The sequence below is a fragment of the Streptomyces sp. NPDC093586 genome (genome assembly GCF_044764905.1).
Classification (GTDB): Bacteria; Actinomycetota; Actinomycetes; order Streptomycetales; family Streptomycetaceae; genus Streptomyces.
This window is the reverse complement of record NZ_JBIWJA010000001.1, coordinates 251,101-275,037: the sequence shown is the minus strand read 5'-3', so window position 1 is coordinate 275,037 and position 23,937 is coordinate 251,101. Positions and strand designations below refer to the sequence as shown.

Sequence of the window (23,937 nt, the reverse complement as noted above, 5' to 3'; positions counted from 1 at the left end):
CGCGAGGAGATCCGCCCGCACCGCGTGGAAGGACGCAGGCATGCCCGGCAAGCGGCCGCGCAACGCGACTCTGGCCGAGATCGTGGCCTCGTTGCCACCGGCCCCGGAGCCGCCCGTCGAATGGATGCCGTCGCCCGCCGGCCGTGAGGAGTTCGCCGACGACGAGGGCCGGCTCTGGCGGAAGGTCCGAGGCCCGCTCCACCGACGGCTCGCCCGGCGTCTGGTGACCCGGGCGGATGAGCTGATCATCGGAGAAGGCGCTGGGGAACGATTCCGCCACGTGCCCGCGACCGAGCGGATCGCTGCCTGGCACCAGATAGAGGACCGGCTCATGGCGGAGTGCACACCGAGCTACGCCCCGTACGAGTTCGTCTCCGCAGACGGTCTCACCCTCCTCTACATCGAGGAGAGCTGCTGACCGCGGCGTCCGCCATCGGGACCGCGTCAGCGGGGGCCGGCACCGACCGGCAGCCTGAGCGGCACAGCGGCACAGCGGCACAGCGGCACAGCGGCCAGTCGGTCACGCCCCTCGACCGGCCCTCCCTCAGGAGCGGTCGCGCCTCGGCCGGCCTTCAGCCGTCCTTGCCGTACCGGCGGAACTCCGCCGTCTCCACGGTCCACGGTCCGAACGGCACCATGTCGCCGAAGACGTACGGCTCCTTGCGGGGCTGTAGCGGCCCCTGCACGGGTCGGAGTGCACCTCGATCGTGCCCGTGCGCGGGTCCACGATCATGTAGTGCGGGATGCCCATGGCCGGACAGTCGGCCAGCTTCTCGTCGTAGTCGTTGCCCGGGTTGGACGGCGAGACGATCTCGACGGCGGCCAGGGCCTGCGTCGCGTCGACAGCGAGGCCTTCTTCGTCGAGGGTGGCTTCCGGGATGACGACGGCGTCGGGGCGACGCAGGCGGCCGATCGCCGGGTGCTCGATCTCGGGACCGTTCGCGCAGATGTAACCGGGGTGAGTGCTGAGAAGCTGCGCGTCCAACTGCTTGCAGATTCGACGGACCGTGCCCTCATGGCGCTTGGACGGACGCATCATGGCCAGTATCGGACCGGACGGCCCGATCTCGACGCTCCAGGCCCCTTCGAGCCGTTCCGCATATGCCCCGAGGTCTTCGGCGATGGCGCGCATCCTCGCGTAGTCCATGTCCCAAGAGTACGGAGAAGCCTCCACCGGGCCCGCTCCCTGTCACACCCCACGGGTACCGTCGGACCATGCCCAACCAGCCCGCAGCCGCCGCTCCCGCCGCCCCCGGCGAACGCAAGATCGCCGTGCTCGAAGGCGTCCTGGAACGCATCACGTACGCCAACGAGGAGAACGGCTACACGGTCGCCCGCGTCGACACCGGCAGGGGCGCCGGCGACCTGCTGACCGTCGTCGGCGCGCTGCTCGGCGCGCAGGTGGGGGAGTCGCTGCGGATGGAGGGGCGCTGGGGGTCGCACCCCCAGTACGGCAAGCAGTTCCACGTGGAGAACTACACGACCGTCCTGCCCGCCACCGTCCAGGGCATCCGGCGTTACCTCGGCTCCGGCCTCGTCAAGGGCATCGGCCCGGTCTTCGCCGACCGCATCACCCAGCACTTCGGGCTCGACACCCTCACCGTCATCGAGGAGGAGCCCGAGCGGCTCATCGAGGTCCCCGGCCTCGGTCCCAAGCGGACGAAGAGGATCGCCGACGCCTGGGAGGAGCAGAAGGCGATCAAGGAGGTCATGCTCTTCCTCCAGACCGTCGAGGTGTCCACGTCGATCGCCGTGCGGATCTACAAGAAGTACGGCGACGCCTCCATCTCCGTCGTGAAGAACCAGCCCTACCGCCTCGCCGCCGACGTGTGGGGCATCGGCTTCCTCACCGCCGACAAGATCGCCCAGTCCGTCGGCATCCCGCACGACAGCCCGGACCGGGTGAAGGCCGGACTCCAGTACGCGCTGTCGCAGGCCACCGACCAGGGGCACTGCTACCTCCCCGAGGAGAAGCTGATCGCCGACGCGGTCAAGCTGCTCCAGGCGGACACCGGCCTGGTCATCGAGTGCCTCGGCGAGCTGGCCGCCGAGCCGGAGAATCCGGAAGAGGACCCCGGCGTCGTCCGCGAGAAGGTGCCCGACCCGGAGGGCGGCGACCCCGTCACCGCCGTCTACCTGGTCCCCTTCCACCGTGCCGAGCTGGCCCTGGCCGCGCAGCTCCGCCGCCTCCTCGCGACCGGCGAGGACCGGATGCCCGGCTTCCGGGACGTCGCCTGGGACAAGGCGCTCGGCTGGCTCAAGGGCCGTACCGGTGCCGACCTCGCCCCCGAGCAGGAGGCCGCCGTCAAGCTGGCGCTGACCGAGAAGGTCGCCGTCCTCACCGGCGGTCCCGGCTGCGGCAAGTCCTTCACGGTCAGGTCGATCGTCGAGCTGGCCCGCGCCAAGAAGGCCAAGGTCGTCCTCGCCGCCCCGACCGGCCGCGCCGCCAAGCGCCTGGCCGAGCTGACCGGCGCCGAGGCGTCGACCGTGCACCGCCTGCTGGAGCTCAAGCCGGGTGGCGACGCCGCCTACGACCGGGACCGGCCCCTCGACGCCGACCTGGTCGTGGTCGACGAGGCGTCCATGCTGGACCTGCTCCTCGCCAACAAGCTCGTCAAGGCGGTGCCGCCGGGCGCCCACCTGCTCTTCGTCGGCGACGTCGACCAGCTGCCCAGCGTCGGCGCGGGGGAGGTGCTCCGCGACCTGCTGGCCGACGGCAGTCCCGTTCCGTCCGTCCGCCTCACCCGGGTCTTCCGCCAGGCCCAGCAGTCCGGCGTGGTGACCAACGCGCACCGGATCAACGCCGGGCAGCACCCCGTCACCGACGGCATGAAGGACTTCTTCCTCTTCGTCGAGGACGACACCGAGGAGGCCGGCCGGCTCACGGTCGACGTGGCCGCCCGCCGCATTCCGGCCAGGTTCGGGCTCGACCCGCGCCGGGACGTCCAGGTCCTCGCCCCCATGCACCGCGGCCCCGCCGGCGCCGGCACGCTGAACGGGCTGCTCCAGCAGGCCGTCACCCCGGGCCGCCCCGACGTGCCCGAGAAGCGGTTCGGCGGCCGGGTGTTCCGCGTCGGCGACAAGGTCACCCAGATCCGCAACAACTACGAGAAGGGCGAGAACGGTGTCTTCAACGGCACCGTGGGCGTCGTCACCTCGCTCGACCCGGTGGAGCAGCGCCTCACCGTGCTGACGGACGAGGACGAGGAGGTTCCGTACGAATTCGACGAACTGGACGAACTGGCCCACGCCTACGCGGTGACCATCCACCGCTCCCAGGGCAGCGAGTACCCGGCCGTGGTGATCCCCGTGACCACCGGCGCCTGGATGATGCTCCAGCGGAACCTGCTGTACACGGCGGTCACCCGGGCCAAGAAGCTGGTCGTCCTCGTCGGCTCGCGCAGGGCGATCGGGCAGGCGGTGCGGACGGTCTCCGCCGGAAGGCGCTGCACGGCGCTCGACTTCCGGCTCGCGGGCTCCTGACCGGGAAGGTTCACGCCACGCCCGTCCGCCGCCAGGAAAAAAATGATCGATCAAACGAGTCGCAAAGGTCACAGAGCCCTTCCGGAAGCGGGGGAGAGGGGGCAGGATGGGCAAGTTGACGGCACTCAGTGCCGCCGATAGGCCCGATGGTCGACCCCGAGTGCACTCTCCTGAGCCAAGTGGGGGATGGTAGAGACAGTCAGGGCACCTCGAAGATGAGGCACTACGTCGGTGAGGGAAGACGTGAGCGAGCACACCAACAACTCGGTAGTACTGCGGTACGGCGACGGCGAGTACACCTACCCGGTGATCGACAGCACCGTCGGTGACAAGGGCTTCGACATCGGGAAGCTCCGCGCCCAGACCGGTCTGGTGACACTGGACAGCGGATACGGCAACACCGCCGCCTACAAATCCGCCATTACGTACCTGGACGGCGAGGCGGGCATCCTCCGGTACCGCGGCTACCCGATCGAGCAGCTGGCCGAGCGCTCCACCTTCCTGGAGGTCGCCTACCTGCTGATCAACGGCGAGCTGCCCACCGTCGACCAGCTGGCCGCCTTCAAGGACGAGATCACGCAGCACACCCTGCTGCACGAGGACGTCAAGAACTTCTACAAGGGCTTCCCGCGCGACGCCCACCCGATGGCCATGCTGTCCTCGGTCGTCTCCGCGCTGTCGACGTTCTACCAGGACAGCCACAACCCGTTCGACGAGCGCCAGCGCAACCTCTCCACGATCCGGCTGCTCGCCAAGCTCCCGACGATCGCGGCGTACGCGTACAAGAAGTCGATCGGCCACCCGTTCGTCTACCCGCGCAACGACCTCGGCTACGTCGAGAACTTCCTGCGCATGACCTTCTCGGTCCCCGCCCAGGAGTACGACCTGGACCCGACGGTCGTCGCGGCCCTCGACAAGCTGCTGATCCTGCACGCGGACCACGAGCAGAACTGCTCGACCTCCACGGTCCGCCTGGTCGGCTCCTCGCAGGCGAACATGTTCGCCTCGATCTCCGCCGGCATCAACGCCCTGTGGGGCCCGCTGCACGGCGGCGCCAACCAGTCGGTGCTGGAGATGCTCGAGGGCATCCGCGACGCGGGCGGCGACGTCGACTCCTTCATCCGCAAGGTGAAGAACAAGGAGGACGGCGTCCGCCTGATGGGCTTCGGCCACCGGGTCTACAAGAACTTCGACCCGCGCGCCAAGATCATCAAGGCCGCCGCGCACGACGTGCTCTCCGCCCTCGGCAAGTCCGACGAGCTGCTGGACATCGCCCTGAAGCTGGAGGAGCACGCGCTCTCCGACGACTACTTCGTCTCGCGCAGCCTCTACCCGAACGTCGACTTCTACACCGGCCTGATCTACCGGGCCATGGGCTTCCCGACCGAGATGTTCACGGTCCTGTTCGCCCTCGGCCGCCTGCCGGGCTGGATCGCCCAGTGGCACGAGATGATCAAGGAGCCGGGTTCCCGCATCGGCCGCCCGCGCCAGATCTACACGGGCGTCGTCGAGCGCGACTTCGTCCCGGTCGAGGAGCGCTGAGCCGCAGGCGCCCCGTAGCGCACCCGAGAGTCCCGTGCCGCCCCGAGCGGTACGGGACTCTCCCGTGTTCGGGATGCGGTGCACAGCGTGGGGAAGAGACACCGCGCGCAGCAGAAGGCGCCCCGGCGTCGGTCCCCCCACGGGCCGACGACCGGGGCGCCTTCCCATGTCCCGGTGCGGATTCCCCCCACGGGATCCGGCCGGGCGTCTGAGAGGACAGCGCCTGAATCGCTGTGTCTGCTGCGGTCTGCCGGGACAGCGCACGTCCGGGAGGGCCGCTCAAAGCTTCCCGGTGTACGTGTCCCGGCAACGCATCTCTGGGAAGGTCCCCCAAGACATTCCCAGACGCCAGGTGGCGCCCCCCAAGACGCTGCCTGACATCGCCAACTTAGACCTTCGAACCCCTCCGGTGGTTACGTTCGCTCCACTGTGATCTGTGTCTCTTGCATATGTCCGTTAAATGCGCAAGAGCCCCGTTGCGCAGAACGGGGCCCGGCGCAAGGGAGATGCGTGAGCCTTGTGAAGAGCTTATGTGAGGTACGTGCCGGACTCCATAGGCACTTCACCACACTTCGCCCCCGACCTCAGCGAAACGTCCGCAGCCTGAGACTGTTGGTGACGACGAAGACCGAGGAGAACGCCATCGCCGCGCCCGCGATCATCGGGTTCAGCAGCCCCGCGGCGGCCAGCGGCAGCGCGGCCACGTTGTAGCCGAAGGCCCACACGAGATTGCCCTTGATCGTCGCCAGGGTCCGCCGGGACAGCCGGATCGCGTCCGCCGCCACCCGCAGGTCCCCGCGCACCAGCGTCAGGTCGCCCGCCTCGATCGCCGCGTCCGTCCCCGTGCCCATCGCCAGACCCAGGTCGGCGACGGCGAGCGCGGCGGCGTCGTTGACGCCGTCCCCGACCATGGCGACCGTACGGCCCTCGGCCTGCAGCCGCCGGACCGTGTCGGTCTTCTCCTCGGGCAGGACCTCCGCGATCACCTCGTCGATGCCGACGGACCGGGCGACCGACTCGGCGACCCGCCGGTTGTCACCGGTCAGCAGCACGGGCGCCAGGCCCAGCCGGCGCAGCTCGGCCACCGCCTCGGCACTGGTCTCCTTCACCGCGTCCGCGACGGCGACGACACCCCGGGCCACCCCGTCCCAGCCGACCACGACGGCCGTACGACCGCCGCTCTCGGCCTCCTCCCTCGCTCGGGCCACGTCGTCCGGCAGGTCGTCGTGGAGGCGCCCCACGGCCACCTCGTGGCCCTCCACGCGGCCGCGTACGCCGCGCCCGGGAACGTTCTCGAAGTCCGTCACGTCCGGCAGCGCGCCGGCCCGTTCCTCGGCACCGGCCGCGACCGCGCGGGCCACGGGGTGTTCGGAGGCGTGCTCGACCGCGCCCGCCAGCCGCAGCAGCTGCTTCTCGTCGGTGCCCTCGGCGGCGTACACCTCGTGGAGGGTCATGCGGCCGGTGGTGACGGTGCCGGTCTTGTCCAGCACGACCGTGTCGACGCGCCGCGTGGACTCCAGCACCTCCGGACCCTTGATCAGGATGCCGAGCTGCGCGCCGCGCCCCGTGCCGACCAGCAGCGCGGTCGGCGTGGCGAGCCCGAGCGCGCACGGGCACGCGATGATCAGCACGGCGACGGCCGCGGTGAACGCGGCGACCGTGTCCCCGGTGGCGCCCAGCCAGCCCCCGAACGTGCCGGCCGCGATCAGCAGCACGACGGGCACGAAGACGCCGGCGACCCGGTCGGCGAGCCGCTGCACCTCGGCCTTGCCGCTCTGCGCGTCCTCCACCAGCTTCGCCATCCGCGCGAGCTGCGTGTCGGCGCCGACCCGGGTGGCCTCGACCACCAGCCGGCCCCCGGCGTTGACCGTGGCGCCGGTGACGGTGTCGCCGACGGTCACGTCCACCGGCACCGACTCGCCGGTCAGCAGGGACGCGTCCACGGCACCGGTGCCCTCGGTCACGGTGCCGTCGGTGGCGATCTTCTCGCCGGGCCGGACGACGAACCGGTCGCCGACCGCCAGTCGGGACACGGGCACGCGCACCTCCCGGCCGTCGCGCAGCACGGCCACGTCCTTCGCGCCCAGTTCCATCAGGGCCCGCAGCGCGGCACCGGCGCTGCGCTTGGAGCGGGCCTCCAGCCAGCGGCCGAGGAGCAGGAAGGCGGTGACCCCGGCGGCGGCCTCCAGGTAGATGGCGGAGGCGCCGTCGGCGCGCGAGACGGTGAGGTCGAAGCCGTGCCGCATGCCCGGCATCCCCGCGTCCCCGAAGAACAACGCCCACAGCGACCAGCCGAACGCGGCCAGCGTGCCGAGCGAGACCAGCGTGTCCATGGTGGCCGCGCCGTGCCGGAGGTTGGTCCAGGCGGCGCGGTGGAAGGGCAGCCCGCCCCAGACGACGACGGGGGCGGCCAGGGTGAGCGAGAGCCACTGCCAGTTGTCGAACTGGAACGCCGGGACCATCGCGAGCAGGACGACGGGGGCGGCGAGGACGGCCGAGACGAGAAGGCGCTGCCGCAGGGAGGACAGCTCGGGATCGTCGTCCCGTCCGGGTTCCGCCACGTCGCCGGCGGGCTCCGGCGGCGGCGCGGGCTCCTCGGCGGTGTAACCGGTCCTGACGACGGTGGCGACGAGGTCGGCGACGGGGGTGGTCGCCGGGTAGGTGATCCGGGCCTTCTCCGTCGCGTAGTTCACCGTGGCGGTCACGCCGTCCATGCGGTTGAGCTTCTTCTCGACGCGGGCCGCGCAGGAGGCGCAGGTCATCCCGCCGATGAGCAGCTCGACCTCGGCGAGGTCCGGCTCGGCGGCCGTGGGCGTGTCCGCGGTGGTGGTCATGTCCGGGCTCCAGGGGGGCCGACCGGGCCGGACGCGGCCGGCCCGTGAGCCGGTGGGGGGCGGCCCGGTCGGCGGGGCTGTGGGTGCTGCTGGGGGGCGAGGGACCGAGGGGGACGGTGGGGCTCAGGCCCTGCCGACGAGCTCGAAGCCCGCCTCGTCCACGGCGGCGCGCACCGCCGCGTCGTCGAGCGGGGCCTCGGAGACGACGGTGACCTCGCCGGTCGCGGCGACGGCCCGCACCGAGGCGACGCCGGGGATCCCGGAGATCTCGCCGGAGACGGCGCCCTCGCAGTGTCCGCAGCTCATGCCGCTCACCTTGTAGACGGTGGTGACGGAACCCTGGGTGTCGGTCTGGGCGGTCATGTCGTACTCCTCGTCGGGCCGTGCGGGGATCGGGTACCCGTGAGCGGGCGGGTACCCGCGAGTACCGTGGTCCAGCGTGGACCACGCAATCCCCACTGTACCCCTAGGGGGTATGAATACGGCTCAGCCTTCCGTCGTGCAGCGGGATTGCCGTGCACACGGGCCACGGCGGACACACGAGGGACGGAAGCGGGGACAGGGATGCGCGCGGTCGTGTTCGAGAGGTTCGGGGAGCCCGCCGAGGTGCGGGAGGTGGAGGATCCGAAGCCCGCGCCGCACGGAGTGGTGGTCCGCGTCGGGGCCACCGGGCTGTGCCGCAGCGACTGGCACGGCTGGCAGGGCCACGACCCGGACGTCACGCTGCCGCACGTCCCCGGCCACGAACTCGCCGGTGTCGTCGAGGCGACGGGCGACCGGGTGACCGGATGGCGGCCCGGCGACCGGGTCACCGTGCCCTTCGTCTGCGCCTGCGGGACCTGCGCCGCCTGCGCGGCCGGCGACCGGCAGGTGTGCGAACGGCAGACCCAGCCGGGCTTCACCCACTGGGGTTCCTTCGCCGAGTACGTGGCGCTCGACCACGCCGACGTCAACCTCGTCGCCGTCCCCGAGGACATGTCGTACGCGACGGCCGCCTCCCTCGGCTGCCGGTTCGCCACCGCGTTCCGGGCCGTGGTGCAGCAGGGCCGGGTCGCGGCGGGGGAGTGGGTCGCCGTGCACGGCTGCGGCGGGGTGGGCCTGTCGGCGGTGATGATCGCCGCCGCCTCGGGCGCGTGGGTCGTCGCCGTCGACGTGTCGCCCCGGGCGCTGGAGCTGGCGCGGACGTTCGGCGCGGCCGCGTGCGTGGACGCCGGCCGCACCGAGGACACGGCGGCGGCCGTCCGCGACCTCACCTCGGGCGGCGCCCACCTCTCCCTCGACGCGCTGGGCTCACCCGTCACCTGCGCCGCGTCCGTGAACGGCCTGCGCCGCCGCGGCCGTCACGTCCAGGTCGGCCTGCTGCCCTCGCCGACCGGCACCACCCCGGTCCCGATGGCCCGCGCCGTCGCCCTCGAACTCACCCTGCTCAGCAGCCACGGCATGGCCGCGCACACCTACCCGCCGATGCTGGAACTGGTCCGCACGGGCGTGCTCCGCCCCGACCTGCTGGTGACCTCCACCATCGGGCTGGACGCCGTACCGGCCGCCCTGGAGGCGATGGGGACGGCGCCCGGCGCGGGGGTGACGGTCATCGAGCCGTGACGCCCGCCGCCCCGGGCCGGCCGCCGCGGCCGGCCCGCTCGTGGAGCACGGCCCCGCCGAGGAGAGTGCCGTCGGCGGGGCCGGTGACCGCGGGACCGAGGCGGCCGGGCCGGGCGGTGAGCCGTACCGGGTGCGAAGCCGCACCGGGGCGGGCTCGCCGTCCGGCGGAACCGGGCGTCACGTCTGCCCCCGCCCCCGGTTGCGGGGCCGGGACGCCACCCAGGCCCGGACCGTGTCCGCGTACCAGTAGGGCTTTCCGCCCTCCACGTGGTCGGGCGGGGGCAGCAGGCCGTGCTTGCGGTACGAGCGCACGGTGTCCGGCTGGACCCGGATGTGGGCCGCGATGTCCTTGTAGGACCAGAGCCTTCGGTCGGTCACGGAACGCACCTCCCCGCGCGCACCGCGGCGGCGACCGGGGACGGCCGCCGGGGGGAGCCGGGTGCTGCGCTGGTGATCACCAAGCCTGTTCCGGGTGAACGACGCCCGGTGACCGATGGTCAGGCCCCGTTCCCAGGTGTGACGGAAGGGGCGCGCGTTCGTGACACCTGTGACACGGAGGCGGAGTTTGTGACACGAGTGCCGCAGAGGCGTCACCCGGACTCCGGGCGCGGAGGGTTGACTCCGATCGGCGGACGGCCGTACGCGCGCGGGTGATCCGCCACCCGGAGTGCGTCGTCCGAATGTCCGGACAAAACATTGACACGCCTCGTGCGCCGGGGCTAGAAACCGGGGAAGACCCAAGGCCGGGTACGGAGGGAACGCGATGGCGTACGACCCGATCACCGGAGACGGAGGTCCGCTCCCGCCGTCGCCGCCTCCTCCCACGAAACGCCTCCGGCGCGGGAAGGCCGCTTCGCCCTGGCAGGAGCGAAGGGCGCGCGACGACTCCCCGCCCGCCACGGCCCCGCGCCGGAGGTTCCCGGTCCCGCCCGGCCCGCCGCAGTGCCCCACGTGTCTACGCGGACACCCGAACCGCAGACACAGTGTCGGGCGCGCGGCCGGGCGCCCGGCTGCTGGGATGGACCCATGGCCGTGACCGCGACCGGACCGTCGCCGACAACGGCCCGTGAGCTGGACCAACGGCACGCTACGACCCGTCGCCGCCCACTGTGAAGGAGTTCTCGGTCATGACGAACATCGTCAACCACTGGATCGGCGGCAAGACCGTCGAAGGCGCCTCGGGCACGTACGGGCCGGTGACGAACCCGGCGACCGGCGAGGTGACCACCAAGGTGGCCTTCGCCTCGGTCGACGAGGTGGACGCCGCGGTCGCCGCCGCCAAGGAGGCGTACCTGACCTGGGGCCAGTCCTCGCTGGCGCAGCGCACCTCCATCCTCTTCAGGTTCCGCGCGCTGCTCGACGCCCACCGCGACGAGATCGCCGCGCTGATCACCGCCGAGCACGGCAAGGTGCACTCCGACGCCCTCGGCGAGGTCGCCCGCGGCCTGGAGATCGTCGACCTGGCGTGCGGCATCACCGTGCAGCTCAAGGGCGAGCTGTCGACGCAGGTCGCCACCCGCGTCGACGTGTCCTCGATCCGGCAGCCGCTCGGCGTCGTCGCGGGCATCACGCCGTTCAACTTCCCGGCGATGGTGCCGATGTGGATGTTCCCCGTCGCCATCGCGTGCGGCAACACCTTCGTGCTCAAGCCGAGCGAGAAGGACCCGTCGGCCGCCGTGAAGCTCGCGGAGCTGCTCGCCGAGGCCGGTCTGCCGGACGGCGTCTTCAACGTCGTGCACGGCGACAAGGTGGCCGTGGACCGCCTGCTGGAGCACCCGGACGTCCAGGCCGTCTCCTTCGTCGGCTCCACCCCGATCGCCCGCCACATCCACACCACCGCCTCGGCCAACGGCAAGCGCGTCCAGGCCCTGGGCGGCGCCAAGAACCACATGCTGGTGCTGCCCGACGCCGACCTGGACGCGGCGGCGGACGCGGCCGTCTCCGCGGCCTACGGCTCGGCCGGGGAGCGCTGCATGGCCATCTCCGCGGTCGTCGCGGTCGGCGCCGTCGGCGACGAACTGGTCGAGAAGATCCGCGAACGCGCCGAGAAGATCAAGATCGGCCCCGGGGACGACCCGGCGTCCGAGATGGGCCCGCTGATCACCAAGGCCCACCGCGACAAGGTCGCCTCCTACGTCGAGAACGCGGCGGCCGAGGGCTGCGAGGTCGTCCTCGACGGCACCGGCCTCACCGTCGACGGCCACGAGGGCGGCCACTGGATCGGCATCTCCCTGCTGGACCGGGTGCCGACCACGGCCAAGGCCTACCGGGACGAGATCTTCGGCCCCGTCCTGTGCGTGCTGCGCGCCGAGACGTACGAGGAGGGCCTGGCCCTCGTCAACGCCTCGCCGTTCGGCAACGGCACCGCGATCTTCACCCGGGACGGCGGCGCGGCCCGCCGCTTCCAGCTGGAGGTCGAGGCCGGCATGGTCGGCGTGAACGTCCCGATCCCGGTCCCCGTCGGCTACCACTCCTTCGGCGGCTGGAAGGACTCGCTCTTCGGCGACCACCACATCTACGGCAACGACGGCACGCACTTCTACACCCGCGGCAAGGTCGTCACCACCCGCTGGCCCGACCCGGCCGACGCCCCGGCGGGCGTGGACCTGGGCTTCCCCCGCAACCACTGAACCGACCCGGACGCCCCGGCCCGCCGAGCGACACGGCGGGCCGGGGGCGCCGGCGGGTCACTGGCCGATCGCCGCGTCCCGCTGCTTCCTGACCTGCTCGGTGAGGTCGCCGGTCTCGGCGGCGGGCGGAGCCGTGATCTTCTCGGTGCCGCCGAACTTCACGAAGTCCATGTTCACGGTCATTCCGGCGCCGGTCTGCGAGATGCGCACCGGCAGATCCTCGCCGTCGACCCAGATGTCGCTGGTCAACTTCCCGCCGCTCGCCTTCAGAGCGGTGATGGCGGCCTTCTTCTCGGCCTCGGTGAGCCTGGACCTCTCGATGTGCTCCGCGCCGACGCTGCCCCGGTAGTGGGTGGTCTTCTTGCCGAGGACGGTCTCCTCGCCGAGGTTCTCCACCTTCGTGGAGGCCGTCATGTAGCGCAGCGCCGCCGTCGGGTCGGCGTTGGCCGCGATGTTGTCGGCGCCCGCCTCGCCCGCCACGGCGGCGACATCGATGCGCATCCATTCCTTGCCCGCGATCGGGCCCTTCGGCTGGGGATCGATGTCGTAGTAGTAGGCGCCGTCGACCAGGATGACCCGCGTCGTCGGGTCGTCCTGGAGGGCGCTCATCCGCGCGGCGGCGGTGTCCATCTCGACGTCCATGGCCGCGCCGTCCCCCCAGGAGTACGTGCCGTCCATGGAGATCGGCTCGCCGCCGGCCGCCTCCAGCGTGGTCGTCGTCCTGACCTCCGCGGAGCCCAGCTCCTCGGTGCGGTCGGTGGCCCGGGTGAGGGCCGCCATGACCGTGTCCGCCTTGTCCACGGCCTTGGTCGCCGCCTTGTCCACCTTGTCCGCGGCGTCGGCGGCGGTCTCGGCGCCTCCCGAACCGCACGCGGACGTCGCCACGATCGTCGCCACCGTCAGCCCCACCCAGACCGCTGCGTACCTCAGCTCCATGAGCCCCCACCCCGTTGCCGTGATCCTGTGATTCATCTGTGCGCGGGACTCTACCGGGCACCACCGACAGCGTCCGGATCCCGGAAGGCCGTCGCCTTTTTCACCGCCCCGACTACGGTTCCCGTACGTCCCAACAGCCCCCCGCCGACGGCCTGTGACGCGTTTTTCCGTTGCGCCATCGGCCCAGGACAACGGATTCCGTAGGTAAACGCCCATTGACGTGCTGGTTCCGTCAGGGGTTCTATCTGGCGCCGGGAGCGGACGAGAACCACGTACGACCAAGCCGCCGGAGGCGATAGCGCTCCCGCCCGAACCACACAGCACGAGTCGATCGGAACCGCTCCATGACCGACACGCTCCGCCCCGCCCAAGCCGTCACCGCAGCGCCCCCGGAACAGCCGGACCACCCGGAGTCCCGGACGCTCAAACGGTCCATCGGGGTCGTCGGCGGCACTCTCCTGACGCTCTCGTGCGTGACCCCCGCCTCCACGCTGTTCGTGGTCGTGCCCGACCTGTTCGGCTCGCTCGGCACCGCCACCGCCCTGACGATCGCCATCGGCTCCCTGCTCTGCATCGCCGTGGCGTTCTGCTACTCGGAGCTGGGCACCATGATCCCCAGCGCGGGCGGCGAGTACGCCATGGTGTCGACCATGGCCGGGCGGCTGGCGGGCTGGCTGGTCTTCGTGCTGTCCCTGCTGGTCGTCATGATCGTCCCGCCGGTGATCGCGATGGGCACGGCCGACTACCTCGAACCGATCGTGCACCTCGACCCGTCGGTCGCCGGCGCCGGCGTCATGGTGCTCGCCACCCTGGCCGGTCTGCTCGACCTGCGCGCCAACGCCTGGATCACCGGCGTCTTCCTGGTCCTGGAGGTCATCGCCGCGGCCGTCGTCGCGGTGCTGGGCTTCGTCCACGGCGAGCGCGGCCTCGGCAGCCTCGCCTCCATGGAGGTGGCCGGCGCCGACGGCCGCACGGACGCGGTGACGGCCATGCTGGTGGTCTCCGGGCTCGCCATCGCCCTCTTCATCACGCAGGGCTTCTCCACCGCCGTCTACCTCTCCGAGGAGCTGGAGAACCCGCGCCGCAACGTCGCCCGCACGGTGCTCGCCACCCTCGCCATCTCCACCGTGATCATCCTGGTCCCGGTCGTCGCCATCACCCTGGGCGCCTCCGACCTCACCGAACTGACCGGCGGCGACATCGGCTCCATGGTCACCGCCTGGTCCAACTCGGCCGTCGGCACCTTCGTCAGCCTCTGCGTGGCCCTCGCCATCATCAACGCCGGCATCGTGATGGTCATCCAGAACTCGCGCGTGCTGTTCGCCTCCGCCCGCGACAAGGCGTGGCCCGAGCCGGTGAACGGCCTCTTCGCCAAGCTCGGCCGGTTCGGCTCCCCGTGGGTCTCCACCCTCGCGGTCGGCGTGCCGGGCGCGGTGCTCTGCTTCGTCAACCTCGACACCCTGTACGGCGTCACCGGCGTCTCGGTGACCGGCATGTACCTGCTGGTCGCGATCGCCGCCCTGCTGTGCCGGCGCGGCGACCACCGGCACACGCAGGCGTGGCGGATGCCGCTGTGGCCCGCCGTGCCCGTCCTGCTGATCGTGGTCCTCGCCTACATCCTGACCCAGCAGGAGACGAGCTACCTGCTGTGGACCGGCGGCATCACCGCCTTCGCCACCCTGTACTGGGCCCTGTACCTGCGTCCGCGCCGCGACACCCGCTGGCTGGTGACCGTCCCGGAGGACACCCAGGACACCCAGGACACCCAGGACACCCGGGCCGCCCAGGACACCGAGGAGCCCGCCGGGGCGTGACCCGGCCGCACCCGGCCCCGTCGCCGTACCGCGTCCGCGGTAGGCGGCGGGGCCGGGTACGTCCGTGGGAGGGGCGGCGGTTCAGCCCCTGGAGGGCCTCCGGCGCGGGCCGGCGCCCGTACCGTTGACGCATGGATCTTCGACTGCCCCGCCTGCGGGGGCTGCTGCGGCGGCCGCGACGGACGTTCTCCGCCGCGGCCGCCGTCGTCGTGCTCGCCGGTGCGGGGACGTGGACGGCGGTCGCCTCCGACGACCCGCCCCCGGTGCGGCGCACCGACCGGACCGTGTCCGTGGGCGACGGGGTGCGCCTGGACACCTCCTACTTCACGACGGACTCCGGCGGCCGCCGCCCCGCCGTGCTGCTCGCGCACGGCTTCGGCGGCAGCAAGGCCGACCTGCGGCAGCAGGCGGAGGGCCTCGCCCGCGACGGGTACGCGGTGCTGACCTGGTCGGCCCGCGGCTTCGGCAGATCCACGGGGAAGATCGGGCTGAACGACCCGGACGGCGAGGTCGCCGACGTCTCCCGGCTGATCGACTGGCTGGCTCAGCAGCCGCAGGTGCGGCTCGACAAGACCGGGGACCCGCGCGTGGGCGTGGCCGGCGCCTCCTACGGCGGCGCGGTCGCGCTGCTCGCCGCGGGCCACGACGACCGGGTGGACGCCATCGCCCCGGCCGTCACCTACTGGAACCTCGCGGACGCGCTGTTCCCGAACGGCGTCTTCAAGAAACTGTGGGCGGGCCTGTTCGTCAACACCGGCGGCGGCTGCGACCGTTTCGAGGACGCGGTCTGCCGGATGTACCAGCGGGTCGCCGAGTCCGGGGTGCCGGACCCGGAGGCCGTGAAGCTGCTGGAGGACCGCAGCCCACAGGCCGTGGCCGGCCGCATCCGGGTCCCCACCCTGCTGGCGCAGGGCCAGACCGACTCCCTCTTCCCGCTCGGCCAGGCCGACGCCGCCGCCCGGGCGATCCGGGCGAACGGCGCGCCCGTCGACGTCGACTGGATCGCGGGCGGGCACGACGGCGGCGACATGGAGACGGACCGCGTCCAGGCGCGCGTGCGTTCCTGGTTCGACCGCCACCTTAAGGGCGACGAGGGCGCCGGCACCGGCCCCGCCTTCCGGGTCACCCGCACCGGCGGGGTGGACTCCACCGACGGACGGGCCCAGTTGCGGGGTGCGAGCGCGGACCGGTACCCGGGCCTGGCCGACGGGCCCGTGTCCGTGCCCCTGAGCGGACGCGAGCAGCGCTTCGCCAACCCGGCCGGCGCCGGTCCGCCCGCCGTCTCCGCCCTCCCCGGCATCGGCGGGCTCGCCCGGCTGTCCTCCCTCGGCGTCGGCGTGTCCCTGGACTTCCCCGGCCAGTACGCCGCCTTCCAGTCGGCCCCGCTGTCCGAGGACCTGCGCATCACCGGCTCCCCGACGGCGACCGTCCACGTCCGCTCCACCTCCGACGACGCCGTCCTCTTCGGCAAGGTGTACGACGTCGGCCCCGGCGGCGCCGCCCCGGTGCTCCCCGCCCAGCTCGTCACGCCCGTCCGCGTCGAGGGCGCGAAGGCCGGCAAGGACGTCACCCTCACCCTCCCGGCGATCGACCACGAGGTGGAGAAGGGCCACCGGCTGCGCCTGGTCCTCGCCTCCACCGACCTCGGCTACGCCTCCCCGGCCGCCCCGGCGACGTACACGGTCTCCCTCGCGGGCGACCTGAAGGCGCCGACCGCGCCCGGCGTCACCACGGCCGCCGCGCCGCTGCCCGCCTGGGTGTGGTGGCTGCCGCTCGCCGGTCTCGCCGTCGCCCTGGCCCTGCTGCTGACCGGCCGCCGCCGCACCGCCACGCCCGCCCCGGACCCCGCGCTCGCCGGCGTCCCGCTCCAGATCACCGGCCTGACCAAGCGCTACGCCGGTGCGGCCGACCGGTACGCGGTGCGGGAGCTGTCGTTCCGCGTCGAGAAGGGCCAGGTCCTCGGCCTGCTCGGCCCCAACGGCGCCGGCAAGACGACCACCCTGCGCATGCTGATGGGCCTGATCACCCCGGACGACGGCGAGATCCGCGTCTTCGGCCACGCCATCCGGCCCGGTGCCCCCGTGCTGTCCCGGGTCGGCGCCTTCGTCGAGGGCGCCGGCTTCCTGCCGCACCTGTCCGGCCGGGAGAACCTGGAGCTGTACTGGCGGGCCACCGGCCGCCCCGCCGAGGACGCCCACCTGGACGAGGCCCTGGAGATCGCCGGCCTCGGCGACGCGCTGGCCCGCGCGGTGCGCACCTACTCGCAGGGCATGCGCCAGCGCCTCGCCATCGCCCAGGCCATGCTGGGCCTGCCCGACCTGCTCATCCTGGACGAGCCGACCAACGGCCTCGACCCGCCCCAGATCCGCGAGATGCGCGAGGTGATGATCCGGTACGCGGCCGCCGGACGCACCGTCATCGTCTCCAGCCACCTGCTCGCCGAGGTCGAGCAGTCCTGCACCCACCTCGTCGTCATGGACCGCGGACGCCTGGTGCAGGCCGGCCCCGTCGCCGAGATCATCGGCTCCGGCGACACCCTCCTCGTCGGCACCGACGTCCCCGTGGAGGAACCGGTCGTGGAGAAGGTCGCGGCCCTGCCGGGCGTGGCCTCGGTCGTGCACACCGACGACGGGCTGCTGATCCGCCTCGCCGCCGACGGCACGGCGCCCCGCCTCGTCGCCGAACTGGTCCGGCTGGAGGTCCCGGTCGCCTCGGTCGGCCCGCACCGCCGCCTGGAGGACGCCTTCCTCACCCTGATCGGAGGTTCCGCATGAGCGCGCCCACGGAAGAGGCCCGGCAGCCGGCCGAGTCGGCGTACGGCTACCGGCCCGGCCGCACCCTGCCCCTGCGGGTGGAGTTCGCGCGCCAGCTGAAGCGGCGCCGCACCCTGGTGATGGGCGCGATCCTCGCCGCGCTGCCGTTCGTCCTGGTCGTCGCCTTCGCGATCGGCGGCGAGCCGGACGGCCCCGGCGACCGCGTCACCCTGATGGACACGGCCACCGCCTCCGGCGCCAACTTCGCCGCGGTCAACCTGTTCGTCTCGGCGGGCTTCCTGCTGGTCGTCCCCGTCGCCCTGTTCTGCGGGGACACCGTGGCCTCCGAGGCGAGCTGGTCCTCCCTGCGCTACCTGCTCGCCGCGCCGGTGCCGCGCGCCCGGCTCCTCGCGTCCAAGCTCGCCGTCGGGCTGGGACTCGGCCTCGCCGCGATGGTGCTGCTGCCGCTGGTCGCCCTCGCCGTGGGCACGGTCGCCTACGGCTGGGGGCCGCTGGTGATCCCGACGGGCGGCTCGCTCGCCCCGGGGACGGCGGCGCTGCGGCTCGTGGTGGTCGTGGCGTACGTCTTCGTGTCCCAACTGGTCACGGCGGGGCTGGCGTTCTGGCTGTCCACCAGGACCGACGCACCGCTCGGCGCGGTCGGCGGCGCGGTGGGCCTCACCATCGTCGGCAACGTCCTGGACGCCGTGACCGCCCTCGGCCACTGGCGCGACTTCCTGCCCGCGCACTGGCAGTTCGCGTGGGCGGACGCCGTCCAGCCGCACCCCGAGTGGGCCGGCATGGTCCAGGGCGCCGCGGTCTCCGTGACGTACGCGCTCGTCCTGTTCGCACTGGCTTTCCGGGGCTTCGCCCGTAAGGACGTGGTGTCCTGAGCGGACGTGCGCCACTCGTACTTTTTCCATGTCTTTCCGCTCGCCGTGCGGGCCAACCGGGTGAACCTGCGCAACCGATTCCCTCGTGTCGGGTTGATGAGGCGTAGGCATGCGACGCCACGAGAAAGGAACGCGCGGTGCCCGAGAAGGCAGATTGGGTGCCGACGCCGTCGCCTGCTCCACCCGCGGTACACGGGCCTTTCCCGCAGGAATTCGCGCAGTACTTCAAGCAGGAAGATCACGACATTGCGACAGACCCTGAGCAGGGGAGTGTTCGCGGCGGCCGCCGCCACGGGCATTCTGTCCCTGTCCGGCACCCCGGCACTCGCTGACAGCATCGCGGTGGGATCCACCGAAGATGCTTCCGGGATCGCGTCCGGGAACAACGTTCAGGCGCCCATCGACGTGCCGGTGAACGTGTGCGGCAACACCGTCGGTGTCCTTGCGGCGCTCAACGACGCGTACGGCAACTCGTGCGGCAACGTCTCGCACTCGGGCAAGTCCGGCTCCACCGCCGGCGCCGAGGCCGTGGGGCACACCGAGGAAGCTTCCGGGATCGCGTCCGGGAACAACGTCCAGGTGCCGGTCCACGTGCCGGTGAACGTGTGCGGCAACAGCGTCGACGTGGTCGCGGCGCTCAACAGCGCGCACGACAACGCGTGCGGCAACGTCTCGCACACGGCCGCGTCGTCCACGTCCTCGTACGGCGACTCCGCCTACGGTGACTCCGCCTACGGCGCCGAGGCCGTGGGGCACACCGAGGAAGCTTCCGGGATCGCGTCCGGGAACAGCATCCAGGTGCCGGTCCACGTGCCGTTGAACGTGTGCGGCAACACCGTCGACGTGCTGGCGGCGCTCAACGACGCGTACGGCAACTCGTGCGGCAACACGGTGGAGCCCGGTTACGGCACCGAGGAGCAGCCGCCCGCGACGCCCTCCGAGACGCCTCCGGTCACCAGCACCCCGCCCACGCGCGAGGTCGAGACGCCGCCCTCGGTCGGCGTCGAGGAGCCCGGCACGACGCCCCAGCTGGCCGAGACCGGCAGCGAGGGCATGATGACGGCCTCGGTCGCCGGCGCCGCGCTGCTCGTGGGCGGGGCGATGCTGTACCGCCGCGGCCGCGTCGCCGCCCGCCGCTAGGGCCCGGCCCCAGCCGTTCCGGGTGCCGGACGCGCCCCGTCCGGCACCCGCCCCCTTCCCAGCCGACACGCCCCCGGACCGGCCCGGCCCACCCCACCAGGTGGCCGGACGGACCGGGGGCGTGTCGGCGTGCCGGGGCGGTGTCCGTCCCTCCCGGCGGCACCCGGGAGGGACGCCGCCGGCCCGCCCCGCGGCAGCGGCCCGCCGTCGGGCGGCGCTCCCCGTCAGTGGCCCACCGGCGACGGCGACGCGCTCCGGCCGGGCACCGACGGGACGGGGACCGCCCCCCGTACCGGGGTCGACCTGAGCCGGCGGCGCACCCCCTGGACGAGGGTCCTCGCCGTGAACGTGGCGCCGTGGACGAACCGCATGGCCGGGCCGAAACCGGAGGCCGTCACCAGGCCCGCGAGGAACAGCCCCGGGTGGGACGACTCGAACTCCCGGCCGGTCGCCGGGGAGCCGTCGGGCAGCACCGCCAGCGTGCCGCACAGGTCGGCGGCGAGCATCCCCATCCGGTCGCAGCGCGGCCGGAACCCCGTGGCGGCGATGACGTGCTCGGTCTCCAGGGTGCGCACGGTGCCCTCGCGGTCCACCGTGTCCAGCCGTACGCCGCCCGGCACCGCGCAGGCCGCGGTGACTTCGTGACCCGGCATCAGCTCCACCGCGCGCTCCACCCGCTCCCGCACCCACCACGCGCCCGCCGGGCCCAGCGCGGTGGCCGCGATCCGGGTCCGGGTCGACTCCGGCAGCCACCGGAAGACACCGGGACGCTCGGAGTAGAACCAGTTCCGCCAGCCGGGGCCGAGACCGCTGTGCGGCGAACGGACCGCCTGCGTCCAGGGGCGCTCCCAGGGCGGCGGCACGTCGTTCCACCGCACCCGCTCCGCCCGCGCCAGCACCCGCACCCGGGTGCCCTGTTCGGCGAGCAGCGCCGCGGTCTCCAGCGCCGCCTGGCCACCGCCGATCACGGTCACGTCCTTGCCGCGGAACGGGGCGAGGTCGTTGTGGTGGCTGCTGTGCGTCACCAGCGCCGGGTGCAGTCCGCGCAGTGCGGGCGGTACCTCGATGAACGGCATCACCCCCACCGCCATCGCCACCGTCCGCGCGTGCAGCACCTCCCCGTCCTCGGTGACCGCAGTGAAGCCGCCGGGACCGGCCGACACCCGCGCGACCATGCGCTCGTCCACCTCCGGCACGGCGTGACGCGCGAACCACAGGCCGTACGACGCGAACTCCTCCACCGGGATCGGCTGCGCGTGACGCGCTGTCAGCCCCCTCTCCGCGCAGTACGCGTCCAGGCGCCAGCGTCCCTGCGGGTCGGAGAGGTTGGACGCCCAGGGCTCCGACTTCAGGAACATGCCGCCGGGCATGTGGTCCCGCCAGGACGCCATGGGCCGGCCGAGCACGCGCAGGTTCAGCCCGGCGGCCGCGGCGTGCGACGCGATCGACAGACCGTACGGGCCGGCGCCCACCACCAGAAGGTCGTACATCATCACTTGCTCGCTTTCTCGTTGTCGGTCAGGGAGGGTGAGGCCGCCCCGGGGATCAGGGGTGACGCCGGTGACGTCCGGGCCGGCGCCGCCCCGCGCACCCGTTCGCGCAGCCGGCCGGCGACGTGACGGCCCCACAGGGACCACATCGCCCGTCCGGGACCGGGGTCGTCCGGGGCGTACCAGGCCAGTTCGCGTCCGTCCGGGGCCGGACGCAGCGCGGCCAGCGGGGCGTAGTTCTCCACCACGAAGGACCGCCCGGCCAGCGGTGCCCCGTCCGGCAGCGGGCGGCCCGTCAGGTCGAGGTGCAGGGCGCGTACGACGTCCAGCCCCGTGCCGTCCGCGAAGAGCCGGAACTGGGCGCCGGGGCGCGGGTTGAAGTCGAGCAGGTGATAGCGGCCCGTCGTGCCGCAGCGGCGGAAGTCGAGGTCGAGGACGCCCCGGTAGCCCAGCTCACCGACGAGCCGTTCGGCCTGCTCCCGCACCTGCGGATTGGGCGTCCAGCGGCCCACCGCGGTCAGGCCCGCCCCCCGCGGCCAGGCCAGTTGCTTGCGACCCGCTCCGCCCGCGCGCAGCGTGCCCGAGCCGTCGGCGTAGCCGTGGAAGAACCAGTCCCGGTCGGGCCCCGGCGGCAGGTAGGCCTGGAGCAGCAGCGGGCTGCCCGCTTCCGCGGTGCGCAGGTACAGCTCACGTGCCTGCGCCGCGGACCGCACCAGCAGCGTGCTGCGCAGCCCGCTGCCGGCCGGCAGCAGCCAGGGGCGGCTCCACTTCGCCACCACCGGTGCTCCGAGCCGCCGGACGGCGTCGGCGGCCTCCGCCGGGCCGTCCGGGACCAGCGTCACCGGGTGCGGAACGTCCGCGGCGGCGCACACGGCGGCCAGTTCGCCCTTGTCGGCGACGCGTTCGGCCAGCGTGCCCGGCATCGCGGGCAGCAGGTAGGAGGGGGCCAGGGCGTTGCGCATGCGGGCCACGGCGATCGCGCTCGCGTCGTCCATCGGGACCAGGACGGCGGGGGAGGCGAGGTCGTCGGCCACCCGGCGCAGCACGGTGAGGATGTCGTCCGCGGACGCCCCCGGGAGCGGCGGGGGATGCATCCGCCGTACGTAACGCGACGTGGGGACGGGACTTCCCGCCGAGTCGGCGACGACGTGCACCTCCACTCCCGCCCTGCCGAGCGAACGCACGGCGCCCAGCGTTCCGTGGTGAAACGGATTCCGGTCGACCCGCAGCAGTACCGCGGGAACGCGGGTGTCGAGCTGCGACATGAAATCTCTCTTTCTTTCGGATGTTCACCCGCACGGGCGAGTACGGCACTCGAAAGCCCCAAGGGCGGTGGCGCCCCGGAATGGCGTGTGCCTGAATTCATATGACTGTTCGTCACCACAGAGGTCGGTGGAGGAGAACAGCGGAAGAGGTCGGACGAGAGCGAAGAGACGAGAGCGAAGAAAGGAGCAGGCATGGCTCCACAGCACAAGCGGATCCGGTTCGGCAGGCTGGCCGTGGGCGCGGTGACGGTCGCCGCGTCGGCCGTCCTGGCGTCCGGACCCGCGGTGGGGGTGGGGGCGGTGCGAGGCACCGATCCCCCCGCTCCGTCGCCGGCCCCGGCCGTACCCGCCGGTCCGCGCCCGGTCGTCCCCCAGCCGTCGACGACGCCACCGGCGCTCCTGGCCGTGCCGGGCCCGGAGATGCCGGCCTTCGGCGCCTTCCTCGCCTCCGACGCCCGGGGTGTGGCCCGCATGGCGCAGCTCAGCCACTGGCTCGGCGGTGCGGAGCTCCGGGTCGGTCACACCTACCTGCCCGGCAACCGCTGGAGCGACATCGAGGGGGACATCGGCTTCCTCGAGTCGTGGGCGCGCTGGCGCAACGCGAAGGACGACCGGATGCTCGTCCTGAACGTGCCCCTCCAGGAGCGCAACGAGGCGGGCGTCCCCGACGACGAGGTCCGCCGGCTCCTGCGGCGGGGCGCGGCCGGGGAGTTCGACCACCACTTCCGCGCCCTGGCCGAGCGGCTGGTCCGGCTGGGGGTGCCGGACACGGTCCTGGTGCTCGGCTGGGAGATGAACGGCACGACGTACACCCACCGGTGCGGGCCGGATCCCGAGTCCTGGAAGAAGTACTGGAACAGGATCGTCACCACCATGCGGTCGGTGCCGGGCCAGAAGTTCCGGTTCGACTTCGCCCCGAGCCGCGGCCGCGACGCCGTTCCGTGGACCGAGTGCTACCCGGGCGACGACACGGTCGACATCATCGGCATGGACTCCTACGACCAGCCGGCCGGGATGCCCTTCGACCGGCAGGTGACGGAGCCCTACGGGCTTCAGGCGCACGTGGATTTCGCGAAGGCGCACGGCAAGCCCATCTCGTACCCCGAGTGGGGGCTCTTCCGCAACGGCGACAATCCCGAGTACATGCGGCGCATGCTGGAGTGGTTCACCGAGCACAAGCCGCTGTACAACACACTGACCGACTACTGCCCGCACGGTGTGTGGCAGTGCGGGGCCAACCCGGACGCGTCCCGCGTCTACCGGTACGTCGTCTCCCGCCTCGCCGACGGGACGACGCCCACCGCTCCCACCGCTCCCACCGCTCCCACACCCGTTCCCTCGCCGACCGGGCCCACCGCGCCGCTGCCCCCGAAGGAGTGCTCGCCGCTGGACCTGGGCAGTTGGGTGGAGTACTGGCTCGGAGGCAAGCTCTGCCTCCGCTTCGAGTGGTGGTCGCCCGACGACTAGTGCCTCGGCAGGCGACGTTCGCCCGGTAAGGAGCGGCGTCCGGTGCGTGCTCCCGGCGTGCCGGCCGGAAGCCCTCGTACTGGACGTA

At 72.7% G+C, this 23,937-nt stretch carries 16 protein-coding genes and 2 pseudogenes; 11 read left to right on the top strand and 7 right to left on the bottom strand.

What is annotated here, in order from left to right; all coding sequences use genetic code 11:
• The first annotated feature begins 40 nt into the window (after window positions 1-40).
• Window positions 41-418, top strand: coding sequence for a hypothetical protein (locus ACIRFH_RS01235; protein WP_403516474.1), 378 nt, complete (start codon window positions 41-43; stop codon window positions 416-418).
• 154 nt (window positions 419-572) lie between these two features.
• Here ACIRFH_RS01235 and ACIRFH_RS01230 read toward each other — a convergent pair.
• Window positions 573-1,147 (bottom strand): annotated as a pseudogene (locus tag ACIRFH_RS01230) (Uma2 family endonuclease).
• A gap of 68 nt (window positions 1,148-1,215) precedes the next feature.
• Here ACIRFH_RS01230 and ACIRFH_RS01225 point away from each other — a divergent pair.
• Both ACIRFH_RS01225 and ACIRFH_RS01220 read left to right on the top strand, forming a co-directional pair.
• Window positions 1,216-3,483 carry an ATP-dependent RecD-like DNA helicase gene (locus ACIRFH_RS01225; protein WP_403516473.1) on the top strand — a complete coding sequence of 756 codons (2,268 nt, stop codon included), beginning with the start codon at window positions 1,216-1,218 and terminating at the stop codon, window positions 3,481-3,483.
• A 231-nt stretch (window positions 3,484-3,714) separates the two neighbouring features.
• Window positions 3,715-5,025: a citrate synthase gene (locus ACIRFH_RS01220; protein WP_403516472.1), complete on the top strand. Its 1,311-nt coding sequence runs from the start codon at window positions 3,715-3,717 to the stop codon at window positions 5,023-5,025.
• 584 nt (window positions 5,026-5,609) lie between these two features.
• Here the strand turns inward: ACIRFH_RS01220 and ACIRFH_RS01215 are convergent.
• Window positions 5,610-7,859 carry a heavy metal translocating P-type ATPase gene (locus ACIRFH_RS01215; RefSeq protein WP_403516471.1) on the bottom strand — a complete coding sequence of 750 codons (2,250 nt, stop codon included), beginning with the start codon at window positions 7,857-7,859 and terminating at the stop codon, window positions 5,610-5,612.
• Window positions 7,860-7,982: 123 nt separating this feature from the next.
• Entirely contained in the window at window positions 7,983-8,222 is a 240-nt protein-coding gene (locus ACIRFH_RS01210; RefSeq protein WP_403516470.1) for a heavy-metal-associated domain-containing protein, read from the bottom strand.
• A gap of 201 nt (window positions 8,223-8,423) precedes the next feature.
• On the opposite strand from ACIRFH_RS01210, the gene ACIRFH_RS01205 reads away from it, so the two are divergent.
• Window positions 8,424-9,461: a zinc-dependent alcohol dehydrogenase family protein gene (locus ACIRFH_RS01205; protein WP_403516469.1), complete on the top strand. Its 1,038-nt coding sequence runs from the start codon at window positions 8,424-8,426 to the stop codon at window positions 9,459-9,461.
• Between the two features lie 177 nt (window positions 9,462-9,638).
• Here the strand turns inward: ACIRFH_RS01205 and ACIRFH_RS01200 are convergent, their stop codons facing one another.
• Window positions 9,639-9,839, bottom strand: a complete 201-nt coding sequence (locus ACIRFH_RS01200) for a helix-turn-helix transcriptional regulator (RefSeq protein ID WP_403516468.1) — start codon at window positions 9,837-9,839, stop codon at window positions 9,639-9,641.
• Window positions 9,840-10,291: 452 nt separating this feature from the next.
• Here ACIRFH_RS01200 and ACIRFH_RS01195 point away from each other — a divergent pair.
• Both ACIRFH_RS01195 and mmsA read left to right on the top strand, forming a co-directional pair.
• Window positions 10,292-10,394 (top strand): annotated as a pseudogene (locus ACIRFH_RS01195) (5-deoxy-glucuronate isomerase); the annotation flags it as partial.
• A 194-nt stretch (window positions 10,395-10,588) separates the two neighbouring features.
• Window positions 10,589-12,091, top strand: coding sequence for a CoA-acylating methylmalonate-semialdehyde dehydrogenase (mmsA, locus tag ACIRFH_RS01190; protein ID WP_403516467.1), 1,503 nt, complete (start codon window positions 10,589-10,591; stop codon window positions 12,089-12,091).
• A 57-nt stretch (window positions 12,092-12,148) separates the two neighbouring features.
• Here mmsA and ACIRFH_RS01185 read toward each other — a convergent pair whose 3' ends face one another.
• The gene (locus ACIRFH_RS01185) at window positions 12,149-13,027 is read right to left on the bottom strand and encodes a hypothetical protein (RefSeq protein WP_403516466.1); all 879 of its coding nucleotides are present in this window, start codon (window positions 13,025-13,027) and stop codon (window positions 12,149-12,151) included.
• A 344-nt stretch (window positions 13,028-13,371) separates the two neighbouring features.
• Between ACIRFH_RS01185 and ACIRFH_RS01180 the strand changes: the two genes are divergently transcribed.
• The 4 genes from ACIRFH_RS01180 to ACIRFH_RS01165 all read left to right on the top strand — a co-directional run bounded on the left by ACIRFH_RS01180 (window position 13,372) and on the right by ACIRFH_RS01165 (window position 19,627).
• A complete protein-coding gene (locus ACIRFH_RS01180) occupies window positions 13,372-14,841 on the top strand; it encodes an APC family permease (RefSeq protein ID WP_403516465.1) in 1,470 nt (489 codons plus the stop codon).
• A 131-nt stretch (window positions 14,842-14,972) separates the two neighbouring features.
• Window positions 14,973-17,615, top strand: coding sequence for a CocE/NonD family hydrolase (locus ACIRFH_RS01175; protein WP_403516464.1), 2,643 nt, complete (start codon window positions 14,973-14,975; stop codon window positions 17,613-17,615).
• Entirely contained in the window at window positions 17,612-18,487 is an 876-nt protein-coding gene (locus tag ACIRFH_RS01170) for an ABC transporter permease (RefSeq protein ID WP_403516463.1), read from the top strand. The genes ACIRFH_RS01175 and ACIRFH_RS01170 overlap by 4 nt, the downstream gene beginning before the upstream one ends.
• Before the next feature lie 246 nt (window positions 18,488-18,733).
• The gene (locus ACIRFH_RS01165; RefSeq protein ID WP_403516462.1) at window positions 18,734-19,627 is read left to right on the top strand and encodes a chaplin family protein; all 894 of its coding nucleotides are present in this window, start codon (window positions 18,734-18,736) and stop codon (window positions 19,625-19,627) included.
• A gap of 224 nt (window positions 19,628-19,851) precedes the next feature.
• Here ACIRFH_RS01165 and ACIRFH_RS01160 read toward each other — a convergent pair whose 3' ends face one another.
• Window positions 19,852-21,117, bottom strand: a complete 1,266-nt coding sequence (locus tag ACIRFH_RS01160) for an NAD(P)-binding domain-containing protein (RefSeq protein ID WP_403516647.1) — start codon at window positions 21,115-21,117, stop codon at window positions 19,852-19,854.
• Between the two features lie 2 nt (window positions 21,118-21,119).
• On the bottom strand, window positions 21,120-22,382 hold the full coding sequence (locus tag ACIRFH_RS01155) for an ATP-grasp domain-containing protein (RefSeq protein ID WP_403516461.1): 1,263 nt from the start codon (window positions 22,380-22,382) through the stop codon (window positions 21,120-21,122).
• A 192-nt stretch (window positions 22,383-22,574) separates the two neighbouring features.
• Between ACIRFH_RS01155 and ACIRFH_RS01150 the strand changes: the two genes are divergently transcribed.
• Entirely contained in the window at window positions 22,575-23,849 is a 1,275-nt protein-coding gene (locus ACIRFH_RS01150) for a glycoside hydrolase family 26 protein (protein ID WP_403516460.1), read from the top strand.
• Window positions 23,850-23,937: the final 88 nt, after the last annotated feature.

Bases quoted from the DNA above. Each gene is read 5' to 3' on its own strand.
- ACIRFH_RS01160 (WP_403516647.1), bottom strand. From the start codon at position 21,117: ATGTACGACCTTCTGGTGGTGGGCGCCGGCCCGTACGGTCTGTCGATC.
- ACIRFH_RS01170 (WP_403516463.1), top strand. From the start codon at position 17,612: ATGAGCGCGCCCACGGAAGAGGCCCGGCAGCCGGCCGAGTCGGCGTAC.
- ACIRFH_RS01215 (WP_403516471.1), bottom strand. From the start codon at position 7,859: ATGACCACCACCGCGGACACGCCCACGGCCGCCGAGCCGGACCTCGCC.
- ACIRFH_RS01180 (WP_403516465.1), top strand. From the start codon at position 13,372: ATGACCGACACGCTCCGCCCCGCCCAAGCCGTCACCGCAGCGCCCCCG.
- ACIRFH_RS01155 (WP_403516461.1), bottom strand. From the start codon at position 22,382: ATGTCGCAGCTCGACACCCGCGTTCCCGCGGTACTGCTGCGGGTCGAC.
- ACIRFH_RS01210 (WP_403516470.1), bottom strand. From the start codon at position 8,222: ATGACCGCCCAGACCGACACCCAGGGTTCCGTCACCACCGTCTACAAG.
- mmsA (WP_403516467.1), top strand. From the start codon at position 10,589: ATGACGAACATCGTCAACCACTGGATCGGCGGCAAGACCGTCGAAGGC.
- ACIRFH_RS01205 (WP_403516469.1), top strand. From the start codon at position 8,424: ATGCGCGCGGTCGTGTTCGAGAGGTTCGGGGAGCCCGCCGAGGTGCGG.
- ACIRFH_RS01175 (WP_403516464.1), top strand. From the start codon at position 14,973: ATGGATCTTCGACTGCCCCGCCTGCGGGGGCTGCTGCGGCGGCCGCGA.
- ACIRFH_RS01185 (WP_403516466.1), bottom strand. From the start codon at position 13,027: ATGGAGCTGAGGTACGCAGCGGTCTGGGTGGGGCTGACGGTGGCGACG.
- ACIRFH_RS01235 (WP_403516474.1), top strand. From the start codon at position 41: ATGCCCGGCAAGCGGCCGCGCAACGCGACTCTGGCCGAGATCGTGGCC.
- ACIRFH_RS01225 (WP_403516473.1), top strand. From the start codon at position 1,216: ATGCCCAACCAGCCCGCAGCCGCCGCTCCCGCCGCCCCCGGCGAACGC.
- ACIRFH_RS01150 (WP_403516460.1), top strand. From the start codon at position 22,575: ATGGCTCCACAGCACAAGCGGATCCGGTTCGGCAGGCTGGCCGTGGGC.